The 12,257-nt window shown below is 72.3% G+C and carries 9 protein-coding genes; 2 read left to right on the top strand and 7 right to left on the bottom strand.

Annotated elements, in window-relative coordinates; translation table 11 throughout:
* Positions 1–115: 115 nt before the first annotated feature.
* Positions 116–1,954 (bottom strand): phosphatidylglycerol lysyltransferase domain-containing protein, encoded by a 1,839-nt coding sequence (locus tag ACFV61_RS28800; protein ID WP_380494759.1) that lies wholly within the window; start codon positions 1,952–1,954, stop codon positions 116–118.
* Positions 1,955–2,330: 376 nt separating this feature from the next.
* On the opposite strand from ACFV61_RS28800, the gene ACFV61_RS28795 reads away from it, so the two are divergent.
* The gene (locus tag ACFV61_RS28795; protein WP_063348249.1) at positions 2,331–3,485 is read left to right on the top strand and encodes an esterase family protein; all 1,155 of its coding nucleotides are present in this window, start codon (positions 2,331–2,333) and stop codon (positions 3,483–3,485) included.
* Between the two features lie 62 nt (positions 3,486–3,547).
* On the opposite strand, the gene folE is transcribed toward ACFV61_RS28795, so the two are convergent.
* The 6 genes from folE to dacB form a co-directional block, all read right to left on the bottom strand.
* A complete protein-coding gene (gene folE / locus ACFV61_RS28790; RefSeq protein ID WP_063348250.1) occupies positions 3,548–4,153 on the bottom strand; it encodes a GTP cyclohydrolase I FolE in 606 nt (201 codons plus the stop codon).
* A 104-nt stretch (positions 4,154–4,257) separates the two neighbouring features.
* A complete protein-coding gene (gene ftsH / locus ACFV61_RS28785) occupies positions 4,258–6,312 on the bottom strand; it encodes an ATP-dependent zinc metalloprotease FtsH (RefSeq protein ID WP_063348251.1) in 2,055 nt (684 codons plus the stop codon).
* Positions 6,313–6,540: 228 nt separating this feature from the next.
* Complete coding sequence (gene hpt, locus ACFV61_RS28780) at positions 6,541–7,095, bottom strand: hypoxanthine phosphoribosyltransferase (RefSeq protein ID WP_063348252.1); 555 nt, start codon at positions 7,093–7,095, stop codon at positions 6,541–6,543.
* Between the two features lie 70 nt (positions 7,096–7,165).
* Positions 7,166–8,293 (bottom strand): tRNA lysidine(34) synthetase TilS, encoded by a 1,128-nt coding sequence (gene tilS, locus ACFV61_RS28775; RefSeq protein WP_363376734.1) that lies wholly within the window; start codon positions 8,291–8,293, stop codon positions 7,166–7,168.
* Between the two features lie 279 nt (positions 8,294–8,572).
* A complete protein-coding gene (locus ACFV61_RS28770; RefSeq protein ID WP_380482417.1) occupies positions 8,573–9,748 on the bottom strand; it encodes a zinc-dependent metalloprotease in 1,176 nt (391 codons plus the stop codon).
* A 98-nt stretch (positions 9,749–9,846) separates the two neighbouring features.
* On the bottom strand, positions 9,847–11,499 hold the full coding sequence (gene dacB, locus ACFV61_RS28765; protein WP_380494756.1) for a D-alanyl-D-alanine carboxypeptidase/D-alanyl-D-alanine-endopeptidase: 1,653 nt from the start codon (positions 11,497–11,499) through the stop codon (positions 9,847–9,849).
* A gap of 76 nt (positions 11,500–11,575) precedes the next feature.
* Between dacB and ACFV61_RS28760 the strand changes: the two genes are divergently transcribed.
* Positions 11,576–12,067, top strand: a complete 492-nt coding sequence (locus ACFV61_RS28760) for an inorganic diphosphatase (protein WP_063348256.1) — start codon at positions 11,576–11,578, stop codon at positions 12,065–12,067.
* The last annotated feature ends 190 nt before the right edge of the window (positions 12,068–12,257 follow it).

The following is a 12,257-nucleotide window of genomic DNA, read 5'->3' as shown; positions in this document are numbered from 1 at the left end:
GCGCGCGGCCGCGCGGCGGCCCCGGCGCCGGGGGGGCTGTGCCTCTGCGCCCTACCCGCGCCGGCGCCCCGCCCGGGGCTCCCGCGGGCGCCGCCCCGTTGGTCGCGGCGGTGCCTCAGGCGGCCTCGGTGACGTCGCGGGCGCCCGGGGTGGGCATCAGGCCCTCCCGCTGGCGCCGCCGGCCGAAGCGCGGCATGCCGAGGGTGATGAAGGCCTCGGCCTGCATCGCGGCGAAGCCGATCCGCGGCAGGTCCCGGGTGTTCGGGAAGACCAGGAAGCGCGGTTCCCACTCGGGCTGGAACTTGGCGTTGAACTTGTACAGCGATTCGATCTGGAACCAGCGCGAGAGGAACACCAGCAGTCCGCGCCAGGCCCGCAGCACCGGGCCGGCGCCGATCCGCTCGCCGCGGGCCAGCGCCGAGCGGAACATCGCGAAGTTGAGCGACACCCGGCGCACGCCCATCGCGGGCACGGCCTGGAGGGCGGCGACGATCAGCAGCTCGTTCAGGCCCGGGTCGGCCGCGCGGTCGCGGCGCATCAGCTCCAGCGAGATGCCGTCCGGCCCCCAGGGCACGAAGTGCAGCACGGCCTTCAGGTCGTCGCCGCTCTCGCCCTCCTCCGGGGCCTTGTGGGCGGTGACCACCACGCAGTCGTCGTCCAGCGGGTCGCCGAAGCGCCCGAGGGCCATCGAGAAGCCGCGCTCGGTGTCGGTGCCGCGCCAGCGGGCGGCGGCGTCGGCGATCCGGTGCTTCTCCTCCACGCCGAGGTCGCGGACCCGGCGCACCTGGCAGGAGTAGCCGTTGCGCTCGATCCGCTTGACCATCTGGCGGACGTTGCGCATGGCCCGGCCGGCGAGCGAGAAGGTGGCGGTGTCGACGATCGCCTCGTCGCCCAGCTCCAGCGCGTCCAGGTCCGCCTCGCGGGTCCAGACCTCGCCGCCGACCTCGCTGCAGCCCATCACGGCCGGCACCCAGGCGTGCTCGCGGGCCTCGGCCATGAACACCTTGATCGCGCCCGGCCAGGCCTCGACGTCGCCGACCGGGTCGCCGGAGGCGAGCATCACGCCGGAGACCACCCGGTAGGAGATCGCGGCCTTGCCGGTGGGCGAGAACAGCACGCTCTTGTCTCGGCGCAGCGCGAAGTAGCCGAGCGAGTCGCGCTCGCCGTGCCGGGTGAGCAGCTCGCGGACCTTCTCCTCGTCCTCCGGGGTCAGCTCCGGCTTGGGCTTGCCCGGGCGCAGCGCCAGGTAGGCGGTGGTGAAGGCGGTCAGCAGGCCCAGCCCGCCGAGCAGGTAGGCGACCAGGTCGGACATCCGGACGTTGTTGTACCGGATCGGCCCCTCGAAGCCGAACAGCCCGTACACGACGTGCTGGAGGCGCTCGGGCAGGGCCGGGTAGCCGATCTCGTACTTGGTCCGGGTGCTCACGATCAGCAGGCCGAGCAGCACGCTGACGGCGCCCATCACGATCAGGTTGACCAGCGCCCGCCAGCGGGTGCGCGGGTCGGCCTTGGCGTAGAACTCGCGCTGGTGCACCAGCATCACCACGAAGACCGCCAGCGAGACCACGGCCGGGCCGACCTGGTGCCAGCGCACGATGTGCAGCGCGGCGCCGACCGGCAGCAGCACGCACACCGCCCGCCAGGCCCGCCGCTTGCGCCGGCGCAGCGCGTGCGCGAGCAGCACCAGCAGCAGGCCGACCATCATCGTCCCGACCGCGGCCAGCGAGGTGGTGCCGCCGGGCAGCTGCCCGGTGAAGGTGTGCATCTTGGAGTGCCGGAGCTTGGGGAACACCGCGCTGGCGATGTCGACCAGGCCGATCAGCAGACAGGCGTACCCGACCGCGCGGGGCAGCCAGGCCCTCGGAACGGCCGCCGCCTGGGTGCGAAGCGTCTGCAGGCCGCGTCGACGACGCGGCTGCTCGGGGCTCGGCTCAACGGACACGGGAACGCTCATGGAAGCTCAGCGTAGAGGCTGCGGGACGCCGTCCGGTCACTCCGGGGGAGCACGTGTGATGGACCTTCAATGCCTTTTCCTTCATCAGGCAATGCGCATACCAAGGATCCGGAAACGGTCGGTAAACCGGTGCCGTGGGCGCGCTGCGGTGGAGCCGGGGACGGAGCCGAAGCCCTGCCGCCGCGTGGCGCGGCAGGGTCCTCCGGTACGCCGTACGTACGGTGGACGCCGCATTCTAGGGCGCCGGTTGCCTGCGGCTCCCCCCGCCCTCCCAGCTCGCCCGGGCATCCGGACAGCCTAGTCGCGGTGGCCGGAGCTGACGGGCCGCCAGACGATGAGGCGTGCACCGACAGTGTCCCATCGGAAGGCCGACTGCATGGAACTGACCAGCGACGCACTGGTGAACTCGCTGCTCGCACTCGGCGCCGCGGCTCTCGTCACCACCCTGTGGCTCTGGCCGCGGCTGGCGCGCCAGCGCCCGCTGCCCGTCCTCGGCCGGATCGGCCTGCTGACCGTCACTCAAGTCGCGGTCGTGGCCGTGCTGGCGCTGGCGGTGAACAACTCCTTCGGGTTCTACACCTCGTGGGACGACCTGCTCAGCCCCGGCAGCACCAAGCTCGCGCTGACCAGCAACGAGAACCACAAGGGCGGCACCTCGGCCTCGGACACGCCGGTCCAGCCGACCACCGAGGGCGGTCTGGAGACCGTCACCGACCTGCCCAAGGGCCCGCCCGAGGAGACCGGCAAGGTCGAATCGGTCCGGGTCACCGGCAAGGAGACCGGGCTGTCCGACCAGCTGTTCGTCTATCTGCCGCCCGAGTACTTCGACCCGAAGTTCGCCCTGGTCCGCTTCCCCGTCCTGGTCGCCATCTCCGGCTTCCCCGGCACCACGCTCAACCTGATCAAGGAGCTGCCCGTCCTGCGCACCGCGGGCGAGCTGCAGAAGTCCGGCAAGATGCCGCCGACCATCGTGGTCATGGCCCGCCCGACGGTCGCCCCACCGCGCGACACCGAGTGCGTGGACGTCCCCGGCGGCCCGCGCGCCGAGACCTGGTTCACCAAGGACCTGCCGGAGGCGCTCCGCACCGCCTACCGGACCGGCCGCTCGGCCGCCTCCTGGTCCGTCTTCGGCTACTCGACCGGGGGCAGCTGCGCGCTGCGGCTGGCGATGCGCTTCCCGAACGTCTACGGCAGCGGGGTGGGCCTGCACAGCGAGTACAAGGTCAAGGAGGACCAGTTCACCGGCGGCGACCTGTTCGCCGGCGACGCCGCCCTGGCGCAGCAGAGCGACCTCGACTGGCGGCTGACGAACCTCCCGGCCCCCGCCCTCTCGCTGCTGGTCGTCTCCTCCCGCAAGGAGGGCGACTTCGCGCAGACCCTCCAGTTCGTCGGCCACGCCCAGCAGGTCGCCGCGGCCAACCCGCAGTTCAAGGTCGACTCGCTCTACCTGGACGACGGCGGCCACAACTTCGACAGCTGGACCCGTGAGCTGCCGTCCTCGCTGGAGTGGATCGGCGAGCGGCTCGGCTGACGCGGGCAGGTGGCGCGGGCAGGCGACGGCCGGCCGGTCCGAGGGACCGGCCGGCCGTTGCGCTATCGGCCGATGATGAGGCTCATCGCCTCGGCCCGGGTGGCCGGGTCGCGCAGCTGGCCGCGGACGCACGAGGTGATGGTCTTGGCGCCCGGCTTGCGGATGCCGCGCATCGACATGCACATGTGCTCGCACTCGACCACGACGATCGCCCCGCGCGGCTCCAGGATCCGCATCAGCGCGTCGGCCACCTGGCTGGTCAGCCGCTCCTGCACCTGGGGGCGGCGGGCGTAGACGTCGACCAGCCGGGCCAGCTTGGACAGGCCGGTGATCTTGCCGCTGGCGGACGGGATGTACCCGACGTGCGCCACGCCGCGGAACGGCACCAGGTGGTGCTCGCAGACGGACGTCAGCTCGATGTCCTTCACGAGCACCATCTCGTCGTGCCCGAGGTCGAAGGTGGTGGTGAGGACGTCCTCGGGCTCCTGCCAGAGGCCCGCGAATATCTCCTTGTAGGCGCGCGCGACCCGGGCCGGGGTCTCCAGCAGCCCCTCGCGGTCCGGGTCCTCACCCACGGCGAGCAACAGCTCGCGGATGGCGTTCTCGGCCCGCTTCTGGTCGAAGGTCCCGACGGTGGGTGGACCGTCGAGCGTCACCGGGTCGATCATGCGGGCCTCGCTTACTTGGGACGACTTTGCTGAACAGCACGGATGCCGCGTCTCCAGGGTACAAACCCCGGTGACGCGGCATCCATTCCGTACGGTGCGCGGGATCAGCCCTCGGCGGGCGGCTCCGCGCTCGGCAGCGGCGGGAGCTTCACGATGTCCACCGGGGCGGTGTCGATCGCGGCGGCGCCGTTGGTGAGCGCCAGCTCCTTCGGGGACTGCACCGGAGGCCGGGTGGACGGCGTGCGACGGGACGAGCCCGTCCAGGCCGGCCGGGCCGGGCGCCGGACGATCGTGGCGAAGATCTCCGCGATCTGCTCCTTGTTCAGGGTCTCCTTCTCCAGGAGCTCCAGAACCAGGTTGTCGAGCACGTCGCGGTTCTCGACCAGGATCTCCCAGGCCTCGTTGTGCGCGTTCTCGATGAGCTTCTTGACCTCTTCGTCCACCAGCCCGGCGACCTCTTCCGAGTAGTCGCGCTGGTGGCCCATCTCACGGCCCAGGAACGGCTCCGCGTTGTCCGAGCCGAACTTGATGGCGCCGAGCCGCTCGGTCATGCCGTACTGGGTCACCATGGCCCGGGCGGTGGCGGTGGCCTTCTCGATGTCGTTCGACGCACCGGTGGTCGGGTCGTGGAAGACCAGCTCCTCCGCCGCGCGCCCGCCCAGCATGTAGGCCAGCTGGTCGAGCATCTCGTTGCGGGTGGTGGAGTACTTGTCCTCGTCCGGCAGCACCATGGTGTAGCCGAGGGCCCGGCCGCGCGAGAGGATCGTGATCTTGTGCACCGGGTCGCTGTTGGGGCACGCCGCCGCCACCAGGGCGTGGCCGCCCTCGTGGTACGCGGTGATCTTCTTCTCCCGCTCGGACATGATCCGAGTGCGCTTCTGCGGACCGGCCACGACGCGGTCGATCGCCTCGTCCAGGATGCCGTTGTCGATCAGCTTCTTGTCCGAACGGGCCGTCAGCAGAGCGGCCTCGTTGAGGACGTTCGACAGGTCCGCGCCGGTGAAGCCGGGGGTGCGCTTGGCGACGGCCGAGAGGTCGACGTCGGGCGCGATCGGCTTGCCCTTCTGGTGCACCTTGAGGATGTCCAGCCGGCCCTGGAGGTCGGGGCGCTCGACCGAGATCTGACGGTCGAAGCGGCCCGGGCGCAGCAGCGCCGGGTCCAGGATGTCGGGGCGGTTGGTGGCCGCGATCAGGATCACGCCACCCTTGACGTCGAAGCCGTCCATCTCGACCAGCAGCTGGTTGAGGGTCTGCTCGCGCTCGTCGTGACCGCCGCCCAGACCCGCACCGCGGTGCCGGCCGACGGCGTCGATCTCGTCGACGAAGACGATCGCCGGGGCGTTCGCCTTGGCCTGCTCGAAGAGGTCGCGGACGCGGCTGGCGCCGACACCCACGAACATCTCGACGAAGTCCGAGCCGGAGATCGAGTAGAACGGCACCCCGGCCTCGCCCGCGACGGCACGCGCCAGCAGGGTCTTGCCGGTACCGGGCGGGCCGTAGAGCAGCACACCCTTGGGGATCTTGGCGCCGACGGCCTGGAACTTGGCCGGCTCCTGGAGGAACTCCTTGATCTCGTGGAGCTCCTCGACCGCCTCGTCGGCGCCCGCGACGTCCGCGAAGGTCGTCTTCGGGGTGTCCTTGGTGAGCAGCTTGGCCTTGGACTTGCCGAACTGCATGACCCGGGAGCCGCCGCCCTGCATCTGATTCATCAGGAACAGGAAGACCAGGACGATGATGACGATCGGGAGCATCGACAGCAGCAGGCTGACGAAGGTGCTCTGCTTCTCGGGGCTGATGGTGTAGCCCTCGGCGAGCGTGCTCTGGTCGTTGTCGTTGATCTGGGCCTGGAGCTTGTCGGCGATCGCAACACCCTGGTCGCCGATGTACGAGGCCTGGAACTTGCTGCCGGACGGCGTCTTGCCGGTACCGGCGTTGGACAGCGTGGCGCCGTCCTTCAGCTGGATCTTGATGGTGTTCGAGTCACCAGTGGTGATCTGCGCCGACTTGACCTGCTTGGCGTCGATCGCCGCGACGACCTGCCCGGTGTCCACCGTCTTGTAGCCGTTCGAATCCGAAACGACCTGCATCAAGACGATGACGGCGAGGACGGCCAGCACGATCCACATGATCGGCGCACGGAAGTATCGCTTGACGTCCATCCATGCGGGGCGTTGCCGCCCCGTCCCTCCTGCCACTCAACGGCGCCGCGGGCTGGGTGCCGCCGGCGCATCCTGGTCGGTGCTCATGTGAAGAGCGGTTTTAATGGACCGTACCGCAGTCACACCCGCGCATGGCGGGAGCGCAGCGACACGGCCGTCGTTCTTGGTCCCCCCGGTCCAACGGGCGGGAACCGGCTCCTGTTCCCATCCGTAGCCCGAACGGAGTCCTCAGCCCCCGTAGACGTGCGGAGCGAGCGTCCCGATGAAGGGCAGGTTACGCAGCTTCTCCGCGTAGTCCAGGCCGTAGCCGACCACGAACTCGTTCGGAATGTCGAAACCGACGTACTTCACGTCGATCTCGACCTTGGCCGCGTCCGGCTTGCGCAGCAGGGCGCAGACCTCCAGCGAGGCCGGGCCGCGCGAGCTCAGGTTGCCCAGCAGCCAGGACAGGGTCAGACCGGAGTCGATGATGTCCTCGACGATCAGGACGTCCCGGCCGGCGATGTCGGTGTCCAGGTCCTTCAGGATGCGGACCACGCCGGAGGACTTGGTGCCCATGCCGTAGGAGGACACCGCCATCCAGTCCATGGTGACCTGCGAGTGCAGGGCCCGGGCGAGGTCGGCCATGACCATCACAGCCCCCTTGAGGACGCCGACGATCAGCAGGTCCTTGCCTGCGTAGTCCCGGTCGATGCGCTCGGCCAGCTCCAGGAGCTTGGCGTCGATCTCGTCCTTGCTGATGAGCACCTTCGCGAGGTCAGCGCCCATGTCGTTCTGGTCCACCGGGGATACGTCCTCAAACGTTCGGGGTCTGTGTGGCCGGCGGCCGACTACCCCGGGACATGCCCGTCCGTCAGTCGCCCTGCCGCCGAAAGACCAGCGTGCCACACCTGCGGGTGGCCTCGACGCCCCCGGGTAGGTGCAGCGGCCCCTGGCCGCGCCATCCGGTGACCAGCAGGTCGATCGTCTCCAGGTGCCGCGCGAACAGGTCCCCGGCCGGGCAGCCCGCCCGCAGCGCGGCCCGGCGCAGCACCCGGCGGCGGACCGCGGGCGGGAGTTCGGCGAGTTTCACGGCGTCCAGGGCGCCCTCACCCGTCCGGAGGTCGCGTTCGGCCAGGGAGGCCCACTGGTCGAGGGCGTCCGCGTCGTCGCGGAACAGCCGGGCGGTGCGGGCCAGCGCCTCGACCACCCCGCCGCCCAGGTGCTTCTCCAGCACCGGCAGCACCTCGTGCCGGACCCGGGAGCGGGTGTAGGCGGGATCACAGTTGTGCGGGTCGTCCCAGACCGGGATCGCCTGGGCGGAGCAGGCCTGCCGGGTGGCCGCCCGGTCCAGCTCCAGCAGCGGGCGGCGGTAGCGGCCCTTCTGCGCCGGCATCCCGGCCAGCGAGCGGGAGCCCGAACCGCGCGCCAGGCCCAGCAGCACCGTCTCGGCCTGGTCGTCCCGGGTGTGGCCGAGCAGCACCGCGACCGCGCCGAGCCGTTCGGCGGCCGCGTCCAGGGCCGCGTAGCGGGCGTCCCGGGCGGCGGCCTCCGGGCCGCCGGACCGGCCGACGCGCACCGGGATCGCCTCGACCGGGTCCAGGCCGAGCGAGCGCAGCCGTTCGGCCACCTGGGCGGCCCGGTCGGCGGAGCCGGGCTGCAGGCCGTGGTCCACGGTGACGGCGCCGACCCGCAGGCCGATCTTGGGGGCTTCGAAGGCGGCGGCGATGGCCAGCGCCATCGAGTCGGCGCCGCCGCTGACGGCGACCAGCACCAGCGGGGAGCCGGGGGCGGCCGGGGTCCGGGGCAGTCCGGACGGGTGCCGGGCGGCGTTGCCGATCAGGGTGGTGCCGACGGCGGCGCCCACCAGGGGCGCCCCGGCCGGGCGCTCGCGGGGCTCGCGCACGGGCGCGGTGAAGGTGGTACCGGCCTCGGCGGCGAGGTCGGTGAGCGTGCGGCGGACGGCCAGGCGTATCGCTGCGACTGCGGGGTGTGGACCCACGGCGGACGACTCCTCGACGGAGGGGACAGGACGGCGGCTCGCGCGGCTGGGCCGCGCAGCTTCATGAGCGCCCTGTTACCGGGCGCTCACAGATGGTGGCAGAAAGGAGCACCCCGCTACGCCACCCGCGCCACCGGTACGACCACCGTCCCACGTTCGGGTGAATGGAGAAACGTATCTTCACCCTCCGGCTGCCCGATTGGACCACTCGTACGAGCGGGTTTGACCACCACCGACCACCGCGCGGCGCTTGGGGTCCGAGCCCCGTCCGCGCCCGCCTCAGCGGGCGACGCGGGCGACCCAGGCGGCCGGATCGTGGATCTCCTCCTTGGTCGGCAGTGTGTTCGGGGAGGTCCAGACCCGGTTGAAGCCCTCCATACCGACCCGCTCCACCACCCCGCGCACGAACACCGCCCCGTCCTGGTACTGGCGCAGCTTGGCGTCCATGCCGAGCAGCCGGCGCAACAGCAGGTCGAGCCGGTTCGCCCCGCGGTCCCGGCGCTGCTGGAACTTCTCCCGGATCTCCGCCACCGTCGGCACCACCGCCGGGCCGACCCCGTCCATCACCACGTCCGCGTGGCCCTCCAGCAGCGACATCACCGCCGTCAGCCGGCCCAGGATCTCGCGCTGCGCCGGCGACTGGACGACCTCCATCAGCCCCGCCGACGGCACGCCCTCCCGGCCCCCGACACCCGGCAGCCCGCCGCCGAGCGAACCCGCCGCGTCCCGCAGCCGGTCCAGCAGGGCGCCCGGATCCACGTCCGTCTCCGCCAGGAAGGACTGCACCTCGGACTGGATGTGGTCGCGCAGCCACGGCACCGCGGTGAACTGCGTCCGGTGCGTCTCCTCGTGCAGGCAGACCCAGAGCCGGAAGTCGGACGGGTCGACGTCCAGCTCCCGCTCGACGTGCACGATGTTCGGCGCCACCAGCAGCAGCCGGCCCGGCCCCGGGCCCTCCGGCCCCAGCCGCGGCTTGTCGAACAGCGCCGCCGGGCTGTCCGGGGCCTCCAGCGAAGGCTCCGCCGGGGCGAAGGTCTCGTACTGGCCGAGCACCTTCCCGGCCAGGAACGCCAGCAGCGCGCCCACCTCGATGCCGGTGGCCTTCTCCCCCACCGCGCCGAACACCCCCGCCGTCGGGCTGCTCGCCCGGCGCGCCTGGAGCTTCTCCACCAGCGGCTGGACCACCGTGCGAAAGCCGGCCACGTTCGCCCGCACCCAGCCCGGGCGGTCCACCACCAGGACCGGCGTCGCGGTGGCCGCCGTCAGACTGCTCGACCGCATCCCCGTGAACGCCCGGACGTGCTCCTCGGCCTCCAGCGCGTGCCGGCGCAGTTCGGCGACCACGGCCGCCGCCTCCGCCCGACTCACCTCCGGCCCCGGCCGCACCAACCTGGTCGCGGTTGCGACCGCGAGATTCCAGTCGACCATGCCAGCACCGCCACTCGCGCTCGTCATGCCCTCACCGTACGTGCTCCCACCCACCAGCGGCAGCCACCCGCGACGAACACCCTCACCCCGCCCCCGGCGGGGCCCGGGGCGGGGGCGCGGGCGGGTCAGCGGCAGCCGCAGGTGGCGAGGCGGGCGGCGATGCGGTCCATGGCGGCGCGGGCGGTGTCGGCGGGGGCCGTGGTGCGGGTCATGACGGCGAAGGCCAGAAGGCGGCCGTCGGCGTCGACGACGGTGCCGGCGAGGGTGTTGACGCCGCTGAGGGTGCCGGTCTTGGCGCGGATCAGGCCGGCCGCGGCGGCGGCCCCCGAGCCGGTGCCGTAGCGCTTGCCGAGGGTGCCGGTGAAGCCGGCGATGGGCAGGCCGGTGAGGACCGGGCGCAGGGCCGGGTGCTGGTCGGAGGCGGCCAGGGCGAGGAGTTGGACGAGGACGGCCGGCGGGACGGCGTTGCCCGGGTGCAGTCCGCTGCCGTCGTTCAGGGACACGCCCGTCATCGGCACGCCGAGCTTGGCGAGTTCCCGGGTGACGGCGGTGGCGGCGCCCTCGAAGCTGGCCGGCTGGCCTGCGGCGAGGGCCGCCTGACGGGCCATCGCCTCGGCGAGCTGGTTGTCGGAGGTGGTGAGCATGCGCTCGACCAGCCGGGCGACGGTCGGCGAGTCCACCCGGCCGAGGACGGTGGCGGCGGGGGCGGCCGGGGCGGCGGCGGGCTTGGCCGTGCCGTCGACGGTGACGCCCTGGGCCTTGAGCAGGGCGGCGAAGCTCTCGGCGGCCTTCCCGGCCGGGTCGGCGACCCGGGCCGGCGCCTCGTCACGGCTCTTGGGGTCCACCCTGCCCTCGTCGGCCATCAGCGGGACGACCAGGGCGATGTTCTGCGCGTCGTGGTTCTTGTGCTGCGGATTGCCCGCGTACATCGACAGGTCGTAGTCGAGCTTGACGGTGGTGGTGCCGGCGGCCTTGAGGGCGGCGGCGGTCTGCCGGGCCAGGGCGTCGAGCGAGGCGGGGGCGGTGTCGGCATCGGCCGCCTGACCACCGATCTGGACCTGGTCGGCGGGCAGCGCGGTGAGCGTCGGGTCGCCGCCGCCGACCAGGGTGATCGTGCCGGGGTCCGCGCCCCGGACCACCCGGGTGGTCAGCCGGGTGTCGCCGGGGATCAGCGACAGGGCCGCGATCGCGGTGGCCAGCTTGGTGGTGGAGGCGGGGGTGCCCGGGGTGTTCTCGCCGGAGCCGTACAGGAGTTGGCCGACGGCGGCGTCCGCGACGGCGAAGGTGACGGTGCCGAGGCTCTTGTCGGCGACGGCGGCGGCGAGCGCCTGCTGGAGGCCCTGGGCGGTGGGTGCGGCGGCGGAGCCGCCGGCCTCGACGGTGGCCAGGACGGCGCCGGGGGCGGGGGCCGGGCGGGCGCCGCCACCCGGGGCGGGGGCCGAGCCGGTGGGGCCCGTGGAGCCGGTGCCGGTGGGCGTGGAGCCGGCGGCGGTGCCGGGGGCGGTGGGCTGTTCGCCCGGGCGGGTGGCCGGGGTGTCGCCCGGCCCGGGCTTGCCATCGCCCCTCCCCCGGCCGCCCTTCCCACCGTCGCGGCCGTCCCGGCCGTCGCCCCGGCCGTCGCCCTCGCCGTGCTCGGTGCTGTGGCCGCCGGGGCCCGGGGAGGGCTGCGCGTACGCTCCGCCCGAGGTCAGGACCGTTCCGGCGACCAGCAGGGCCGCTCCGAACAGTCCGGCGGCCGTCCCCCTGCGGCGGCGCGCCGCCCCGACCCCTGTTCCCACCGACCGGCCCCTTTCCCGAGCACTCACTCCCGTAGGAGACACTTGGATTCTGTCAGTCCCTACCTTGGAGGAACCGTTGGAATTCGACGTCCTTATCGAAATCCCGAAGGGCTCTCGTAACAAGTACGAGGTCGACCACGAGAGCGGCCGGCTGCGGCTCGACCGGATGCTCTTCACCTCGACCCGCTACCCGGCCGACTACGGCTACGTGGAGGGCACGCTCGGCGAGGACGGCGACCCGCTGGACGCGCTGGTGATCCTGGACGAGCCGACCTTCCCGGGTTGCCTCATCAAGTGCCGCGCCATCGGCATGTTCCAGATGACCGACGAGGCCGGCGGCGACGACAAGCTGCTGTGCGTTCCGGCCACCGACCCGCGCTGGGAGCACCTGCGGGACATCCACCACGTGTCGGAGTTCGACCGTCTGGAGATCCAGCACTTCTTCGAGGTCTACAAGGACCTGGAGCCCGGCAAGTCCGTCGAGGGCGCCAACTGGGTCGGCCGCGCCGAGGCCGAGGCCGAGGTCACCGCTTCGATCAAGCGTCTGGCGGAGCAGGGCGGTCACTGAGCCGTCGTTCCGATCTCGTTCGATCAGATCGTTCTGAGCAGTTCGAGGTAGGTCGGGGCAGCCGGAGGCCGGGGTTCGCGGATTCGTCCGCGGGCCCCGGCCTTCGCCGTGTCCGGGGCCGGGAGCGGGGGGGGGGGGGGGGGCCGGCCGCGGCGCGGACGGGTTAGTTGTTTTTGTAGAGAAACAAAAA

The organism is Kitasatospora sp. NPDC059817, from assembly GCF_042731835.1.
Classification (GTDB): Bacteria; Actinomycetota; Actinomycetes; order Streptomycetales; family Streptomycetaceae; genus Kitasatospora.
The sequence above is the reverse complement of the archived record's forward strand: the minus strand, read 5'-3'. Positions and strand labels throughout refer to the sequence as shown.